Below are 17,940 nucleotides of genomic sequence, written 5' to 3'. Positions count from 1 at the left end.
GGGCTTATTAATCCTCTGGGGTCGATTTTGCATATACCCCTTAACGTCAGCCCGACACGTTTCGCTGGACCGGATAGTAGCGTCGGCAGTGATATTTTCTATCTCAATTATCTGCAGTTACCTTGCTCGTCGTCGGAAACAAAAAATTTTCTTAATAGGAATCGGAATTATTCTTGGTGGCGCATATCTTACCTGGGGAATATACGACCCTCGTTTGGCGCTTCTCTATACTATTTCCGCAGGTTTAGGATTTGCTGTAGGAGCTTCGCTCAGTCCAACGTCGCTTCCGCCGTTAACACCGCTTGTCGACGGCGGTCCGTTCGGCACAGACACTCCGCCCCTTCAGCTACGTCAGATGAGGATCTATGCCAAGAAGTTTCCTCGCACTCGGTATCGATTTTTCCGCTCTCCGATCACCTACAACGACATGTGTATTTACTGTGAGGTTAACGGCCGAAAAATACGCTTCACCTCAGACGACTTCACCTATGAAGCCATCAAGTCCTTGCTGGACGACCCTAGCTTTTTCTTGACCGACGATGAGCCTGTGCTATGCGGTCTCGGGTTCGAAGGTAGCCAAATAACTGAGGTTGCCGAGAAGAATCTGGTTCCGGCCGGGTCTCTCATCATAACGGACTACGTAAACTTGTTGGGAACTATTTACCCGGATGAGGTACCTGTTTTCCAACAATGGATCCTGCGAGTTTTCCATTAAGTTCTCGCACCGCAATTGTATAAATCTTTAAGGACTATCAAGAAAGACTCAGAAGAATGTATCTGCTCGTATTTACCTGTGTAATCTTGACGTTCATTTTAGTTATCAAAAAGCTGATGGGCAAACCTCCAAAGACCGATAAGGATCCAAGCAAAAACCATGTCTTTTCCCCAACAAAGTTACTCGTCCCTATTAGTGCGATAGGATACATCTTGACAGGTATCGGTATTATAGCCGTTTTTGATAAATTATCTTCTGGGCAACCAGTAGATTCTGCCACGATACTTATGTATTCATTGATTTTTACGTTCAGTTTTTTCGCTTACAGTTTATGGTGCCGGTTTGGAGTCGATCACGATAAGGTGTGGACGAAGTTTGGCGCCTTGTTTTATCGTGAAGTTCGGTTTGACGAGGTAACACGACTAGGCATTTGGAATGCAGCAGTTTAGAGTTTATGCTGGCGAAACAAAAGTTGATATCGACTTTAGTCGGTTTAATTATGCACTTGTGTATTTACGTCTTTTAGAAGAACTCCAACACCGCCGCTTTGATTTACCGAAATTTCCTGTTGAGGATCCGGCCTGGGAAGTAGCTGCTCAGCGCTGGCGCACAAACTTTGCAAAAAATGCTCTACGCATATCATCAAGATTTTTATAATAACACCCCTGAAGCCCTGGTCTGCTTAAAATCGCTAACCGAAATTCCTACCCACTACGACAACTAAAAACATGAACCTGCGTTAACTTAAAGCCAAAGGAGACCAGAGCACAGCGTTATCCACGGCAATGAGCATTAAAGAACTCCTCAAGAGGCACACTCTATTTTGATTATTGGCACAGCTAAACGCCAGCGGAATGCGTAAATTAATGTATGGAAGGTGTACAAACGTAAAAACTTCACGCGGTTGCAGTATTAACCACTGAACATTTACCGAAATAATCCCATAATTTCTTGGCATACTGAGACCTAGCGATAACTTCTGCTCGCTGATTAATCCGCATCAGTATATCTTCAACCACTTTTTCTGGCGAACCTTGTTTACTATACTCCATAATGCCATAGTTATTATCGACATAAACTCCCCGAAGGAAATGTTTATCGCAAAAGTCTTCAAAACCATCAAATTTTTCAAAATAGTCCCGATATTTTTCGAAGTCCTCTTGATATTTACCGCTATAAGCCGCTTGAACACGCTTCAAGTAGCGATCCATGTAGTCCCACGAACGTTGATTTTTATTTAAAGACTGACGGTTGCTAGATCTCCCAAGCTCACTCGGCAAAATCCAAAAATTAGCTAAACAATGATACTTTTCGTAATAGTCCCGTAAACATTCTGGCCACTCGTTTTGCGGAGTTCTTTCGCTTGCCGATCTACCCGCTGTAGCGATTTGGTTGGCAACACGATTGAAAGAGTTCATCGTGTCGCCGGCAAACATCTTATTTTCAAATTCCGCGCTTTCCAGTATTGAACTGGCTAAAATATTGCGATAGATAACCTTGTAATAGCCAACAGCAAAATCTGACATATCCGGATCAAAATTAGAACGATATTGTTGTGGCGATTCTATTTCACCACTATCTTTTCTAATTTTAATTTCCCGATTCCTAACAATAGGAGCTTTCAAGAGCTCAATTAGCTGTTCCTTCTGATCATTGCTAAGCATGAAAAACACATCCTTGTGTATCAACGCTGATATTTATTTAAACGATATTACTCTTGGTGAAAGTACTAGGATAAAAACACATACTCAATTCATTAGAATACGTATGGACTAATCACGCATGAAAGGCGCTAGACATGCATTCTTTTGTAGCGATTGACTTCGAGACTGCAAATGAACAACGCCGTTCCGCATGCATGATCGGGATGGCTCGGTTTGACGAAGAAGGAGCAGTCACCGATACCTATGAAGCATTAATTCAACCTCACCCAGATGTTAATTATTTCAATCCGATTAACACATGGGTACATGGCATTACCCCTGAAGATGTGGCAGATGCTCCGCAGTGGGACAAACTAACTGAGACAGTTACTGCTTTTATTGGAGATGCGCCTATCGTTGCTCATAATATGGCGTTCGATGGTTCCGTACTTTCGGATCTCACGCAACTATATGGCACTCCAGCGGTCGAAAACTACCGATTCTGCACCTTGCGCCTTGCTAGGCATATATTAGCTGACCGTATCGAACGTAAAACCCTTGATAACGTTTACGATTACTACTTTCCCGGTGAATCATTCGTCCATCACAACGCTGTTGCCGATGCTCAAGCTTGTGGGCGGATCTTCGCCCGAATGCAAATTGAAAACTCCTACGAAAAACTGAAGGAACAATGCCCGCCAACGACGCACCGCTCAATTCAGAATCCAGGAGTACGAGGTTCTCAAACAGATGCTACTTCGCTTATCAACCAATATGGTAGTAGTCAGGCACTTGCAGGCGAACATGTAGCTATTACCGGCACACTTAAACACGGACAACGCTCCGCAGTCCAACAACTTATTACTGCTGTAGGTGGAATTTGTGACAGTAATCTGACTAGGAAAACCACATTGCTTGTGGTTGGCATTCCCAATCCAGGCGCATGGGCAGAAGGTTCCTCTGCCTCAAAGAAACTAATAAAAGCCACAAAACTACGTGAGCAAGGATCACCAATTCAAGTACTCAGCGAAGAAGAATTCTTTAACCGTCTACTTGCTTAGCTCACCGCCGCATATGTTAGCGGGCGAACCGCCATCGCCCCGGTCATCCAGTCCGATTGCCCCGGCCCGCCGGGGATCCCTGCACAAAATCTCGAAATCCAGCACGGTAGCCCGCCATAGACCGCTACCGTTTCGCTGGGCGAGATTTTGAGCGGGACACTAACAACACGATTACCTCGCAGTGCTTCGTATGCGGGAACATGTCCACAACCTGCCCGCGCGTCACCTCATATTCCGGCATCCGCGCTATATCTCGCGCTAACGTTTCCGGGTTGCACGATGAGTAGACCACGTGTGATACACCAGATTCGTTGAGCCACTGGCACAGTTCTGCGCTTAGTCCGCGTCGTGGCGGATTGACGACGACGGCGTCCGGCATCTCGCCGGCGCGAGCTGCCCATGCGGTGGCGTCGTCGGCAATAAAGTGCACGCGGTCAGCGCATCCCATCTGTTTGGCAGTCTGGGATGCCGCCTGAACTGCTTGTTCGGAAGTTTCCACGCCAACAATGTGTCCGTGGGTGCGCGCTGCAGCTAACGCGAGCGCAAACCCGCCAACACCGCAATACAAATCCCACACATTACCCGCGTCGGCTAGCCAGGTAACCGCATTATGGTAGAGCGTGGTGGCAGCGTCGGTGTTGGTTTGGAAGAACGATTGTGGCCGCAAGTTGAGCGTCAACGGCTCTGGCAGTGCTGGAATGTCCAAGACCATTGGCAAGACGTCCGTTTCGGTGATCAGAATTTCTTCAGCGCCTTCGATAACTGCCTTATGTTCCGGTTGCACGTTGAGCGAGATAACGCGGATATTGGGCAACATCGCCCGCAGTTCAGTCTGCCGCTTAAATAAGACGCCTTGGACGCCGCGTCGGCGAGCCACGAATCGAACCATGAGTTCGCCGTCGTCAGACTCGGTGATAATAACGTACTTGAGCACCCCAATATTGGTCGCCGGCGAATACGGCTCCAACCGGCACGCGGTGATAAATCGCGAGATTGCAGGGATTGCACCACGGATACCGGGGGTTGGCAACGGACAGTCACTCAGGTCGACTCCGCGTCCATCGTCACCTAAAATCCCCAACTTCGGGCGCCCTACTGTTCCGGTAACAACAAGCTTGACCTTGTTGCGGAAGGCTTGCGGGCGCGAGGCGAACGGCTCGTCCCACTGCCCAGCCTCAATCAGCTCCTGGACGCGCTTGTTCTTAGCGTCGATCTGCTGCAGGTACGGCGTTAAAAGCTCGGTGCATGACCGGCATTCGCCCGCCTGAAAATAGTGACAGTCCAGAATCTGGGAAGTCGGCGGGGCCGGTAGTGAGCGGTGGGCGGTGGCGTCTAGCATGAGGGTTTGAGGTTTCACCTGTCTACTCTACTTGTTCCCCGACTGTTATGCGTGGCCGATGTCTGCGCCGGCAAGGAACGCTTCGGCGTCACGTTGTGCTTGTGCTAGACCAGTGAAGTGAACGGCACGTAGTCCGGCTTCGCGGGCGCCGACGACGTTCGCGTACGTGTCGTCAAAGAACAAAATCTCATCGCCGTCCCCACCGAGCGCATCGATAGCTGCCTGATAAATCGCCGGGTCTGGTTTGGCTAGGCCGAGATTACAGGAGAAGAGCGCCGGTTCAAAAAGCGCGAGCCACGGCTTGTTTTCTTTGAGCCATGCTAAATGAGTGTGAGGTACATTGGATAACACTGCGGGTTTCTTGCCTTGGGCGTGGAGTTGTTCGAGCCAGGCGACCATATCGTCATGATGATCAGTCCACGATTCGACGTCGGCCTGCTCGGTTGCGTCAACGAGTCCCGGTATCGCGAGGAAATCGACGTCTAGTTCTTGGCCGATTGCTGCCAAATATTGCGCATAGTTTTGGGTGCCGGCATCGAGCGGGTCCCGCAGTTGCCGGTAGAGAACATCGAAACGATTCACATCCACGCCGAGCTCGTCGAGCTGTGCGGCTTGGTGAATGCCAGCCACTCCGGCGTCGTTTTGGATTTTCATAAACAGACCGAACAGATCAAATAATAGTTTGCGCATGGTCTTAGTTTCCCATTTTTAAGCATATAAATATAGTGGTGTGCCGTGTTTATACGTGCATCACGCTAAACACGACACACCCCATTATTTATTCTCTACTTGCTTGAGGATCAAGTAGTTTCACCAAGAAACGTCAAAAGACATCGCCTGTGGTGAAGAAATTGTGGCCCTGTGGCTTTGCTGTTGCCATTCGACCTCGCCGGTCTTCCGTTTAATAAAGAACTTGTAGTTAATCTCTTTATTTTGTGGAACACTAACGTTAATAAAACACTTAGGGAACTGTGGGCACGCGGCAGGACCATTAATCATTGCACGATCGGCATTGTTATCCCCAAGCTCTGGAACATCTCCTGAGAGGTACAATTCGTCACCCATGGTCATCGATATTCCATCTATCGAGAAAGTTGCTTGGGTTTGAGGACCTGAAAGAATCTCATAATTGATTGCGTTGGATTCTTTTCCTGTCTTACTTGTAACAGTAACCTGCTTAATACCTGAAGATCCTGTATTAGGGATAACAAACTCAATCGATTGAGAAGTCCATTGTTTTACGGTTGCAGGTGTTCCAGCAACTGTGACGGCTCCTTTATCTGTTCCAAAGTCCTTTCCAGATACCACTACCATGTTTCCTTGACGTCCCATTGTCGGCCCGATGTTTCCAATTTTTGGAGCGTCATCTTTCTTATCAGAAACATACGACCACACAGCAGCCTGACCGGCCTTCAGAATATATTCTCCAGTAGCACGATCTTCACCGGTACCCGACATAACAGAAAGTGTACCGCCACCGAGCATCTTCTTTAACCTGTCATCGTATTTCCCCTGAGGTAAGCGTGTTCTAAGACCGTCAAGTTTTTGATCTTGTTGTCCTTTATTAACTGCTACAAGAACGACGTCGTTGAAGAAGTGACGTTCATACACATAAACATCATCATTTATCCACCGTTGTTGCGAGATTCCGTATCTTAAAGCAGGATTGTCTTTTCGTAGATCTGAAAGAGCACGAATGACCTTGAAATTCTTCGTTTCTGTATCGAATTTTGGCATCTGCTGACGATTGAACGGGTCCCCGCCACGTTGCTGCGAAAAGTTAGTCTCGTCATTATGCGAATACTGCTCATCTCCATAGTAGATAGACGGAATACCTGGGGCAGTCATCGCAATAATAGTTGCTTGATCCAGCTTATTTGTGTCATTTCGTATGGATAAAAGACGTGAGACATCGTGTCCATCGACGAAATTAATTAGGTGATTTGGCCAGTTAAACTTCTCCTGCTGACGGCCAATCACAGCATCTACTTCTTTAATCGACATATTCTGGCCGAATGCTTTATGTAAGCTGGCATTGAGATCAAAATTTTCAACCGATTGGCCACTTGCATTTGCGAAGTTAATTTCGTCTTGCCACAACGGTGCTGTTGCAGTATCAGCCCATTCTCCGAAGACGAACATTCCTTTTTGAGAATAAATATGATCGACGTAGGCTTTCTGGAATCCTTGAGACATGTGTTTAACCGCATCCATCCGGATACCATCAACACCATGCTGAATCCACGTATCTACAGCTTCTTTAAGGTACGCTTCCGTTGCCGGATTTTCTTGAGCTAAATCGGCTAGATTAAACAAGTTTTGATACCGCATTTGGTAACGATGATTGTAGTCAGAGACACCGCCATTATGATGAAAGTACCCTGCTGGATCGGAGTTATAAGAACTGATCCGTTCGCCGTTCTTCTCCAGGGCACCATTGACTCCATAATTAACATTATTAACGTCTTCTGGAGACGTGTGGTTCATTGCCCAATCCATCACCACTTTGATGCCTGCCTTATGGGCCGCTTTAACCATGGCATCAAACTCTTTCCACGTACCAAAATGGGGGTCTGGCACAAAGAAATCCATTCCCCAATACCCGTGATATCCAGCAAGCTTGGTTCCGTTTTGATCAATTGCAGGAACACTCATATTTTTTACCGGAGGAGAAATCCAGATAGCTCCCACTCCCATTTTCTTTAAATAGTCAATTTTTGCTGTAATTCCAGCAAAATCACCGCCCCAGTACAGTTGCCAATTGGACTTATCTTGACTAAACATCCCTGGCGCAGAAGCTGGATCGTTATTCCCCGGATTACCATCATAAAAACGATCAACAACTATCTGATAAATAACATCTCCTGCCAAATCGCTAGAGTATCCAACTGAGCTTCTACTTCCCTCACTAGAAGCAGCAGAAGCCGAAGGAACTACGCACGACATAGCAACCGCAAGAGCACCTGCGATAATACCTGTCATAGCTTTTCTTGAATTGATTTTCACCGTTTTCTCCTTTGAAAACTAGCTATTTGCGTACCACTATTCTTGGTAAGCCATATAGTTTCTTTTAGCCATACAGCGTTGTTTTTTAAAGATATTTTTCTCTTCCTACTTCACCGAACCCGCGGTTAGCCCAGAAACGATGTATTTTTGCAAAGCAAAGAACACAACCATTACTGGAATAGCCGCCAGCACAGCACCCGCGGCAAAAAGTCCCCAATTTTGGGAGAACTTTTGCGAAACGAAACTAAATAACCCCACAGCCAAGGTCTGTTTTTCTGGTGATACCAGCACGGTGCTTGCCACCGCGTATTCGCTCACGGTTCCAATAAAAGATAGCAATGCCACCACAGCCAAAATTGGGGTCACCAACGGAAGGATGATCATGAAGAAAGTCCGTGCATGCCCAGCTCCGTCGATCTTTGCCGCCTCGTCGATTTCCTTCGGCACCGTGTTGAAAAACCCGTACATTAGATACGTGTTCGTCCCTAGTGCTCCCCCTAAATACACCAGGATCAGTGCTAATCGACTGTTAATTCCCAACGCAGGAACAAAATCCCCGAATGTATCCAGCAGCAAATAGATAGCTACGATCGATAAAAGTTGAGGGAACAACTGCACCAAGATCAGCGAAAGCAACCCGGCACGTCGTCCATAAAACCTCATCCGAGAAAACGCATACGCAGCCAAGGCTCCCAAGAAAACTGACAGTACCGCCGTCGTCAATCCAATCACAACCGTATTAACGTACCAATTCCCGTATGGCTGGTGCGGAATGGAGAACAAGCCAATGTAATTGTCGATGGTTGGCTCTGCGAAAAGACTGTTTGCGGATAACAACGTGCCGCTTCGGTTCAGCGAGGCAGAAAGAATATAACAAATTGGGAACGCCGCGAAAACAGACGCAAACACCCCAACGATGTGCCGCCATCCAGTATCCAAAAGCCACCGCTTAGCACGACCAAAGAATTCCATGTTAGTTAACCTCCTCAAGCGACTTCGACATCCGGAAACCAATTGCGGAAATCAACGCAACAATAAAGAAAATGATGATCGCAAACGCGCTGGCTAAACCGTAATCTCGGTTGGCCCCTACGAATGCCAGCTTGTACACCATCGAGATGAGAATGTCTGTGCTACCAACATTTAGCTGAGATTCGGAATTCACCGGGCCGCCAGACGTCAGCATATAAATGAGGTTGAAGTTGTTGAAGGTCATCGCGAAAGATGAAATCAGCAACGGAGCAACCGAAACCAACAACAGAGGAAACTTGATCAGCCGGAAAATCTGCCATGCGGAGGCTCCGTCCAACTTTGCAGCTTCAGAAATATCCTCAGGAATAGACTGCAATGCCCCCATACACACCAAAAACATATACGGGAAACCCAGCCACAAATTAACTACAAGAACAGACACCTTAGCCAGCACGGGCGATTGGAGCCATGGGATATCCGCTCCTCCGAGTAGAACCTGGTTGATAAACCCAAATTTCTCATTCAACAATCCGGCCCACACAAGTGCCGATAGGAACCCAGGAAATGCATACGGCAAAATGAGTATCGAACGGTAGAAGCGCCGTCCTTTCATGCGCGAATTGTTAAAAGCTACGGCCAGGAAAAGGCCGAGTGCGAAGGTCGAGGCCACGGAGATGAGCGAATATTCAATGGTCCACAGGAAAACGTTGACGAAAGATCCGCGTATTTCTTTCGCGCTGAAGGCTTTCACGAAGTTGGCGAAGCCTACGTTGATTTTCCAGCCTGGGCTCAGCTGTTTTCCGGAGGCGGAAACAAAGGATCCGGAACCAGTATCTCTATATACTTCGCCGGTTTGGGTATCAGTGAAGGTATCGTTTTTCGCATCGTATTCTAGGGTAGAACGGAAGACGAACGCGGAAGTACCGTCTGAGGTGCGGAGCATTCCATCACGAAGATCGGTACTCACAGGTACGCTCAGCTCAGTGATGTCATTCTGATGTTCTAAGAGTCCAGCGAAATCAAGTGATTCGCAGCCAGGTACAGCAGGAAGCCCGTTGGCATCCGTTTCGACGTCAACTTTTTGTGAGGGAGTTTCCGCTGTTCCAAGCAGGTAGTTTCCTTCACTGTCAGAGTACAAAAATCCGTAGTCACCGCCGCATTTCACAACCGTGATCGGCACAGTGGCAGATTCGGGAACTTTTTCTAGCGAGGCTTGCACGATCGACGATATTGCGTGGCTTTTATCCACGTTGTGCCCGGTTCCGTAGTTGGTGAACGCCACGTAGCTGGAGTAGACAATTGCGAACATTTGGAAAATGAAGAGAAAAACAAGCCCCGGGATAAGGTATTTTGCGGGGAGTTTGTTTTTGCTCCAGTACACCCAGTTGACGACGACGGTGATCGTAATTAACGCCGTGAATAGTAGCCAGCGCTGGCTGGATAGAAGGAGAAATGCGGAGTAGAGGCTAAAAGCGTCCAAGAAACCCAGGATGATGATTTTGATAATCATGGGGGTTATTCGAATATCTGCATGCGCACATAGGCGTTTCGCTCGCTTGTGTTGCACTGAGGATCGCGAATCGTGTGTCATTGTTCTTTCTTCCAGCCTCTACCCGTCATGCTGTATCTAGGGTTACGCTATTTCTTTAGAGTCTTGGCGATATCGTCAGCCATCTTTGCCCAGATTTCTTGTGCTTCGCCCTGCTTGTTGACTATGGCAACTTCTGCAGAGTTCCAGGATTCCCATACGGCCGACATTTCCGTAATATTTGGCAACGGAACGCCGTTTTTCCCCGCTTCAGCGAAGCCTTGAACAATTGGATCCGATGCAACTTCAGCCAGAGCGTCCTTCAAAGCTGGTGGGTTTCCACCTGCCTTGAAGAGATCTACTTGGATGTCTTTCGTTCCGATGTAGTTGGTAAGGAAGTTTGTTGCAGCGATCTTGTTTTGAGTTTTTGCGGTGAGGAAAAAGCCCTGTACCCCAACAAATGGGCGGGCAGGCATACCGCCTGCGCTTGGGACCGGTTCAACCGCGAAATCCATCTCGGCCTTTTGAATTGCTTGGATGTTCCATGGGCCACTAATGATGAATGGCGACGCACCTTCGGTGAACTTCGAAATCGCAATATCAGCAGACATGGAGGTGCTCAGCAGACCTTCCTCAGTTTCTTGCTTCATCCAGTTCGCGAAATCTGTTCCGTGCTGATCGCCGATTGTCAGTTGCGATGGATTGTAGCTTCCGTCGTCATTTTGCCCGAAAACGAATGAGCCAAACGACGTTTGCACAGGATACAACGTGTAAGGATCACCCTTATCGCCAACCTGAACGAGGTAGGGGTATTCTGTTCCAGCGGCCTTACCCATAGCCTTCATATCTGCCCAATCCTTAGGGGCCTCTGGAGCTAGTTTCTTATTGCGAATAAGGGCAACATTTTCAATTGAATACGGGACACCGTAGGTCTTTCCTTCATACTTGAATGCGTCAACGGCAACTTTTTCATATTTGGCTTCGGAAGCGCCTAATTCGATAGTCTGAATAACACCATCTGCGGCCAGCAATCCAGTCCAATCGTCTGGACCGATCGAAATATCTGGGCCTTTTCCTGCTGGAACCTGAGTTATTAAATCTTGTTGCAGGGAACCGAAATCTTTTTGAACAAGTTTGACGTCCACACCAGTTTTCTTAGTGAAACTGGTAGCGGCTGTTTTAATCGCATCGATATGGCCCGCATCTACCCACACGGTGAGTTCGCCACCAGTCTTCTTTTCGCCCTGCTCCGCGCTTTGTCCCTGAGAACATGCTCCAACTCCGCTCAGTGTAACGGCTGCCGCTAAACATAAGAATGTCATTTTTCGGAACGACGTACCAAACATCGTATTACCTCCATACTCTGTGCGATCCCACTACTTTGTGGATTCACATTTAGCCACAGGCTAACAGGTAACACGTGAGAGAAATCCGAGTTTCTTAGGCTCGCTCAGTTGTTTCAAAATGATGAAACAATGTTTCAGTTTCAGGTGTCTATTTTACTGCATGGAGGTGCTGTTGTTTCACGGATAACGAGTTCGGGAGAAAAAAGTGATTCACCCATGATTGTTTCTTCGCCTTCAATGCTGTCAATTAGCGTGTGGGCAACAGCCGTCCCCATTGACAGCATTGCCTTTCGCACCGTAGTAAGTGGCGGCGCTGTATAGGCAAGCAAATTCGAATCGCCATACCCGATGATCGAAATATCACCCGGCACTAGTTTTCCGTGTTGGGTAACCGAATGCATCGCCCCCAATGCCAACATGTCAGACCCGCATACCACTGCAGTCACGCCACATCTCAGCAACCGCAGCGCAGCAACATATCCTGTTTCTTCCCGGTTGTGGCTCATCACGATCCATTCCGGTTTATACAATCCGCATTCACGTTCCATCGCAGCCTTGTAGCCGTCGATAAAACGGCGTATGGGTACAGTAGAAACTGAGGAAATCAGCAATCCGATTCGGGTATGACCTAGGTTTTTGAGGTGTCGAACAGCTATATCGCTTGCCGCATGATCGTCGTGAGAAAAGAATGGCGCCCGTAACGTCGGATTGAAACCGTCAGAAAACACAATGGGAACCTCCCGAGCAACTAGATCGGCATATCGTGTTACATCACTGCCTATTTTGGCGTGTGTCCCACCCGCGAGAATAATCCCAGCGGCCCCCTTTTCACAGAGCATCCCGATGTAGTCTTCTTCACTAATTCCGTCTTTGCTGTGAGTGCACAAAACCGGAGTATAACCACTTTTCGCCAGGGTAGATTGCGCAACTTTGACAAACAAACGATCACACGGTTCTTCCGATTCTGGTACAACCAGACCGATCACTCCGAAACTCCGAGCACGCAAACTTTGCGGCCGTTCAATCCCGAGATTATCGATAGCATCTATCACGAGGCGTCGCATTTGTGGGCTAACACCCGGCCGATTATTCAGCACGCGCGACACCGTTGCTTTACTCACCGATGCTTGCTGAGCAATCTGATCTATGCGTGACACCATAACATAAATTGTGCAACATCTGAAACGGTGACGCAAAAGACTGAAACGTTAACGCTCTCTTCTGAAACCATCATGATTCACAAATTTTCGTTCTTACGATTGTGCTTAACACCGATTAGAAGGAACAACATGTTTAACGCTAGTATGCTTGCCCCACCCCGCGTTCACCACGACGGTTCTGAACTTTACGTCAGCACTATGGTTCCCAAGATCGGGGATGAGGTGACGCTATCTATCCGCGTCGATCATTCGCTCGCGGTTGATGAGGTGTTCGTTCGTGTTATTTTCGACGGCGATCCGCACTTTATTCGCGCGGAACTTCAGTCTGAGAGCGATAATGAAACATGGTGGTCTGCTATGATCACGCAAACTAACCATCGTGTTAATTATCGTTTCGCACTCCAGAGTGCCGATCGTACTTATTGGTTCAATGGGCTCGGGCTTCATGATAGGGATGTTTCTGACGCTCACGATTTTCTTCTCACAACCTATTCTGTTCCTGCTTGGGTTGATGACGCCATCTTCTACCAAATTTTTCCCGATCGTTTCGCACGGTCAATCGACCATGTGGCAACGTCGTCGCCAGAATGGGCTATCCCTGCAAGGTGGGAAACTCCGGTGGCAGCCGAAACTCCTGCTGGGGTGAAGCAGTGGTACGGCGGTTCGCTTTGGGGAATCGCCGAACACATCGATTACCTTGCCGATCTAGGCGTCAATGCTCTCTATCTCACTCCTTTCTTCCCGGCGAATTCGAACCACCGATATGATGCCAGCTCCTTCGATACCGTCGATCCTTTCTTGGGTGGCGATGAAGCGTTGCGCTCTCTTATTGAGACGGCTCACCAAGCAGGTATTCGTGTAATCGGTGATCTCACCTTGAATCATTCTGGGAATGAACATCCGTGGTTTGTTGAGGCTCAAATTCAGCCAGATTCCCCGAAGAGCGATTTCTACCTCTTTACATCTGCGGATCGCCAGTCCTACGTTTCTTTCGCAGATGTTCCTTCGCTACCGAAGTTCGATCATCGTTCGGGTGCTCTTCAGAAAAAACTCTACAACGGTCCAGACTCCGTTATTTCGCGATATATCTCCGATTTTGATCTTGACGGATGGCGGATCGATGTTGCCCAGGCTGCCGGACGATATCGTGAAACGGATCTGAGCCGGGAGATTGCGCAGAAAACTCGGCGGACCATGGCTGAGTTTGGAACCGATCGTTTGTTATTAGCAGAGCATCAGTTTGATGCGTCGGTGGATCTTCAGGGCGACGGCTGGCATGGAACCATGGCCTATGCCGGATTCACCAAGCCAATTTGGGGCTGGCTGGGGAAGAATATTGAACGAGATCAGTGGGGTGCTCCACTTCCTTCGCCTCGACTTAATGGCACCCAGTTAGCCGAGATGATGACCGAATTTTCCTCATTGATTCCGTGGAAGAACCTGCTGGCAAATATGAATCTCCTTGACTCCCACGATTCGTCACGCTTTCGTTCTGTGTCCGGCGATTTCCAGCCTCTGGGAATCGCACTCTTACTCACTCTCCCCGGTATGCCAATGATTTTTTCAGGTGATGAGATCGGGATTGATGGCTTAGGCATGGAGGCTTCTCGCAAGCCATTCTTGTGGAATGAAGCTGAGTGGGATCATGATATCTATGACCTATATAGGACGTTGATCCGATTGCGCCACACTCATTCTGCATTACGATCTGGTGGTTTACGTTGGTTCTCCACTGGTGATGATTACGTAATCTTCGAGCGGGCCAACCGTGAAGAAACGCTACTTATTGAGGTTTCTCGCGCCTCCCACGACCCTCTTGTTTCTAGCGTAAACGGATCCAGCTTGTTGGAGGGAGCCGATCTCACTGCTGGGAAACTTATGCCTGAGTTATCGTGCGGGTTCAACATGTGGAAGGTGGAGTAATCCGACACAATCACCACCATGCGTTACCTGCTATTACGTTCTTTTTTGACTGATTAGAGATCATGTCTTTTATCAGTGGCGTTATCCTGCTGATCGCATCACTCAACGATTTTTACCTGCATAATGCACATAAGATTTTACTCCACCTATAGTTATTTCAATGTCTCATTTCCGCTTCTTCGCCCGGCGAGTGGGTTCGGCGTGAGCGGGGTCTTCGGGCCAGGGGTGGCGTGGGTAGCGTCCGCGCATGTCGGCTCGCACGCCCGCATATGGCCCGGCCCAGAATGAGGCTAGATCGCTGGTGATCGCTAATGGTCGCTGTGCCGGTGACAGGAGTTCTAACGTGATCGGAATGCCGCAGATTTGCGGGGTGCTCTCCCACCCGAATGCTTCTTGGATCCGCATTCGAGCGCGCGGGCCAGAATCAGAATAGTCAACTCGTACAGTGCCGAGCGGGGTTGGGATGCGTTCGGGGGCGAGTTCGTCAAACATATGTGCTTGTTCCCAGGGTTTCAGGCTCGCGAGCGCGCCGACGAGATCGATTCCATGGGCGGTGACGAAGGGCAGTAACCAAGCGTCGAGAGTGTCGGTTAACGCTTGGTCGGAGACGTCCGGCCAAGGTTGTCCGAGCGCTCGGTGAAGGAATGCTAACCGCTGCCGAGTTGCATTAAGTGTGTCAGTCCACGGCAGGCTATCGAGCCCAGCTGATCGAATCCGCTCGATTCGCGTCTGCACTTTGTCCTCATCGGTGAGCGTGACTGAGGTGCGGGTGAGTTCGATCGCGCCGAGCCGGGTGACCCGATATCCGCGCATAGTTTCGTTGTCAATCACGGTTTCGTTGGTAACGAGGTGGTGTGCTACCTCTTGCGCAATATCCGCATCGATCGGCGCAGCCGCATAAATCATGGCATCGGCACGTCCTTGGGTCTGCCCGAGGTCTGCGATTGCGAGCCATTCTTCACCGGCTAACGGCGACCCGGGCGGCAGAATCGCGCCGCGCCCGTTCGCTAACACGTATCCTTGCCCGCGAGCGTGTGCCACCCATTGCGGGTGTGCTAGTCCGACGACTGCGCCCACGGCATCGTCCCAGGTCCAGTTTCCGGTCTCGTGCGGTGCATCCGGGATGAGTTGGGTGGTCAAGGCGCGCAACCGGCGTGTTTCTCTGGTGACGTCACGCTGGTGCCGGTTGGCGCGTAGCCCACTGGCGAGATCTGCGTTTGAGATTCGCATATTGACGGAGAGGAGTCCGACGACGTCGGTAGCCACGCTCATCCCAACCAGGGTACTGCCGTCAATGAGGGCACGGGCTAGATGAGCTCCAAGGGGCAGTTGCGAGACGAGGCGTCCGCGGGAGGTGATAGCACCGTCGTCGTCGATCAGTCCTAACGCATGTAGCTGGGTGTGGGCGTGTGCAAGATTGTCAGGGTTCGGTTCGTCAAGCAGACGCAACCCGGCCATGTTTGGCGCACCCCACGCTGCGCATTGGAGCAGGACGTCGGTCAGGTCAGCGGTGCGGATTTCGGGAGGTGAGTATTGTGGTGCGCGCGCGGCGGGAATACAGCGATAGGCGACGCCGGGGCCTTCGCGTCCGGCGCGACCGGAGCGTTGGGTCATCGACGCTTGGGAGGCATGTACGGTTACTAGTCCACCTACGCCAGCGTCGACTCGGGCTTGGCGGGCGAGCCCGCTGTCTACCACAACTCGCACCCCGGGAACTGTGAGTGATGATTCGGCTAAGGCGGTGGCAACAATGATTCGGTCTTCGTGGGCGTCGAGGACGCGGTCTTGTTCGGTGGCGCTCAACTGCCCGTGTAACGCCATAACTGGCAGGTCTATCCCGGAGAGCCGGTCTATGCCGGCATGTATTTCACGCACTCCGGGTACAAACACGAGGATCGAGCCGGTGCACTCGCGCCGGGCTTGGAACACAACGTTGGCGATATGGTTGAGGAATTCGTCGGCGACGACGATTGCGCCCGCGCGGGTTGCAGTGAGGGCCTGTGGGCCGGGAGTATCTCGGACGTCTACCGGATGGATTGCACCGGGAACGTTGATTATCGAGCCGTCGAGTAGCTGAGCTGTTTGTTCTAGCGCGATGGTGGCGGACATGGCGATAATGCGCAGATCGGGACGCAACGCGGTTTGTACATCGAGGGCGAAGGCGCAGGCTATATCAGTATCGACGTCGCGTTCGTGGATTTCGTCGATGATTACGCAGCCGACGCCGGGCAGTTCCGGATCGCTGTGTAGCATGCGTAGCAGTACGCCTGGCGTAATCATTTCGATGGCACTGCCGGGCTGAGTTTCGCCGCGAACACGGTAGCCTATCTGTTTGCCAACCGGTTCACCGAGGAGTGAGGCTATCCGCCGGGCAGCTGCCCGGGCGGCTACCCGTCGCGGTTGCACAACCAAGACTTTGGGAGCATCAGATTTTGTCAGTTGTTCTGCAATAACTATTGGGACGAGCGTTGTTTTACCGCTACCGGGAGGGGCTGCGATAACGAGGTTTCCATCTGTTGCCGCAATATCAGCTAGTGCCTCAGCTACCGGCAGCGCTGGCGGATTGGCACAAATATCTGAAAGATTCACGCTTTAATTAGCGATTGGACCGCACCCAGAACGGATGAGCGTACCTCATGTAGTTCCAGCCCATCATCCAATGCCCGCAATCCACAATCCATCAGACTACGGGTGATACGCGCATTCATCGGCGCAGCAACCGGATCGATTTGATCCCACAGCTTCACGATCTGCATCGCCAGCTCACGATGAAAATTCACTACCGCCGGCGGCAAACTCTCCATCGATTCAAATGCTTCTGGCGTGAGCTTAGTCGTTTTCAATACGTTAATAAGCCACTGGTGTCCGGTTTCCGCGCCTAGTTCCATGCTTACGTCAACCAAGGCGATAAGTTTCTCCGAGGGAGTATCTGCGGATTCCATCGCCGCCGTCGCCCGCTCTTTCCACGCTGGCAGATAGCGTTCGAGCACCAGCAACCGTAGATGATCCACGGACGGAACATAGCGGTAAATAGAATTACGTGCGATCCCAGCTTTTTTCGCAACAGCACCGGCAGTAAAGGGAAGGTTATTGGGGGAACGCAAAATTTCCTCAGCAGAATTCACCAGTTTTTCAAACACGATATCGTGATGTTCTTTAACTGTCGGCGCTGAAATCCGTGGCATTGAGCGTCCTTTCTTACCGTTATGACGCCAATGGCGTTTCTGCAGTTTTAAAATCTACATAC

Annotated in this window: 15 protein-coding genes; 5 read left to right on the top strand and 10 right to left on the bottom strand. The window is 49.8% G+C overall.

From position 1 onward, the window contains the following. Positions 1 to 88 precede the first annotated feature (88 nt). From BLT51_RS02525 to BLT51_RS02515, 3 genes are read left to right on the top strand one after another with little or no spacing between them, the layout of a single operon-like run. A complete protein-coding gene (locus tag BLT51_RS02525) occupies positions 89 to 715 on the top strand; it encodes a hypothetical protein (protein ID WP_157672867.1) in 627 nt (208 codons plus the stop codon). A 56-nt stretch (positions 716 to 771) separates the two neighbouring features. Beyond that, positions 772 to 1,164, top strand: a complete 393-nt coding sequence (locus BLT51_RS02520; RefSeq protein ID WP_091279531.1) for a hypothetical protein — start codon at positions 772 to 774, stop codon at positions 1,162 to 1,164. Then, positions 1,151 to 1,372: a hypothetical protein gene (locus BLT51_RS02515; protein WP_091279528.1), complete on the top strand. Its 222-nt coding sequence runs from the start codon at positions 1,151 to 1,153 to the stop codon at positions 1,370 to 1,372. Before BLT51_RS02520 ends, BLT51_RS02515 begins: the two co-directional genes overlap by 14 nt. 239 nt (positions 1,373 to 1,611) lie before the next feature. Here BLT51_RS02515 and BLT51_RS02510 read toward each other — a convergent pair whose 3' ends face one another. After that, complete coding sequence (locus BLT51_RS02510; RefSeq protein ID WP_091279525.1) at positions 1,612 to 2,379, bottom strand: hypothetical protein; 768 nt, start codon at positions 2,377 to 2,379, stop codon at positions 1,612 to 1,614. Positions 2,380 to 2,513: 134 nt separating this feature from the next. On the opposite strand from BLT51_RS02510, the gene BLT51_RS02505 reads away from it, so the two are divergent. Continuing rightward, on the top strand, positions 2,514 to 3,419 hold the full coding sequence (locus tag BLT51_RS02505; protein ID WP_091279522.1) for an exonuclease domain-containing protein: 906 nt from the start codon (positions 2,514 to 2,516) through the stop codon (positions 3,417 to 3,419). A gap of 124 nt (positions 3,420 to 3,543) precedes the next feature. Here BLT51_RS02505 and BLT51_RS02500 read toward each other — a convergent pair whose 3' ends face one another. The 7 genes from BLT51_RS02500 to BLT51_RS02470 form a co-directional block, all read right to left on the bottom strand. Next, entirely contained in the window at positions 3,544 to 4,776 is a 1,233-nt protein-coding gene (locus BLT51_RS02500; protein WP_197672586.1) for a methyltransferase domain-containing protein, read from the bottom strand. Positions 4,777 to 4,803: 27 nt separating this feature from the next. Continuing rightward, the gene (locus BLT51_RS02495) at positions 4,804 to 5,448 is read right to left on the bottom strand and encodes an HAD-IA family hydrolase (RefSeq protein WP_091279519.1); all 645 of its coding nucleotides are present in this window, start codon (positions 5,446 to 5,448) and stop codon (positions 4,804 to 4,806) included. Between the two features lie 120 nt (positions 5,449 to 5,568). Continuing rightward, entirely contained in the window at positions 5,569 to 7,764 is a 2,196-nt protein-coding gene (locus tag BLT51_RS02490; protein ID WP_091279517.1) for an alpha-amylase family glycosyl hydrolase, read from the bottom strand. Positions 7,765 to 7,869: 105 nt separating this feature from the next. Further along, positions 7,870 to 8,736 carry a sugar ABC transporter permease gene (locus tag BLT51_RS02485; protein ID WP_091279514.1) on the bottom strand — a complete coding sequence of 289 codons (867 nt, stop codon included), beginning with the start codon at positions 8,734 to 8,736 and terminating at the stop codon, positions 7,870 to 7,872. Between the two features lies 1 nt (position 8,737). Further along, positions 8,738 to 10,246 (bottom strand): ABC transporter permease subunit, encoded by a 1,509-nt coding sequence (locus tag BLT51_RS02480; protein WP_197672585.1) that lies wholly within the window; start codon positions 10,244 to 10,246, stop codon positions 8,738 to 8,740. 128 nt (positions 10,247 to 10,374) lie between these two features. After that, on the bottom strand, positions 10,375 to 11,610 hold the full coding sequence (locus BLT51_RS02475) for a sugar ABC transporter substrate-binding protein (RefSeq protein ID WP_091279508.1): 1,236 nt from the start codon (positions 11,608 to 11,610) through the stop codon (positions 10,375 to 10,377). A 140-nt stretch (positions 11,611 to 11,750) separates the two neighbouring features. Then, entirely contained in the window at positions 11,751 to 12,770 is a 1,020-nt protein-coding gene (locus BLT51_RS02470) for a LacI family DNA-binding transcriptional regulator (RefSeq protein WP_091279506.1), read from the bottom strand. A gap of 129 nt (positions 12,771 to 12,899) precedes the next feature. Between BLT51_RS02470 and BLT51_RS02465 the strand changes: the two genes are divergently transcribed. Continuing rightward, positions 12,900 to 14,693 carry a glycoside hydrolase family 13 protein gene (locus BLT51_RS02465; RefSeq protein WP_157672866.1) on the top strand — a complete coding sequence of 598 codons (1,794 nt, stop codon included), beginning with the start codon at positions 12,900 to 12,902 and terminating at the stop codon, positions 14,691 to 14,693. A 165-nt stretch (positions 14,694 to 14,858) separates the two neighbouring features. Here the strand turns inward: BLT51_RS02465 and hrpB are convergent, their stop codons facing one another. Together hrpB and BLT51_RS02455 are read right to left on the bottom strand one after the other, a co-directional pair. After that, positions 14,859 to 17,282, bottom strand: a complete 2,424-nt coding sequence (gene hrpB, locus BLT51_RS02460; protein ID WP_091279504.1) for an ATP-dependent helicase HrpB — start codon at positions 17,280 to 17,282, stop codon at positions 14,859 to 14,861. Beyond that, the gene (locus tag BLT51_RS02455) at positions 17,279 to 17,878 is read right to left on the bottom strand and encodes a TetR/AcrR family transcriptional regulator (RefSeq protein ID WP_091279501.1); all 600 of its coding nucleotides are present in this window, start codon (positions 17,876 to 17,878) and stop codon (positions 17,279 to 17,281) included. Before BLT51_RS02455 ends, hrpB begins: the two co-directional genes overlap by 4 nt. Positions 17,879 to 17,940: the final 62 nt, after the last annotated feature.

The organism is Arcanobacterium phocae (assembly GCF_900105865.1).
GTDB classification, from domain to species: domain Bacteria; phylum Actinomycetota; class Actinomycetes; order Actinomycetales; family Actinomycetaceae; genus Arcanobacterium; species Arcanobacterium phocae.
Note: the sequence above shows the minus strand (reverse complement) of the source record. Positions and strands in the feature narration are given on the sequence as shown.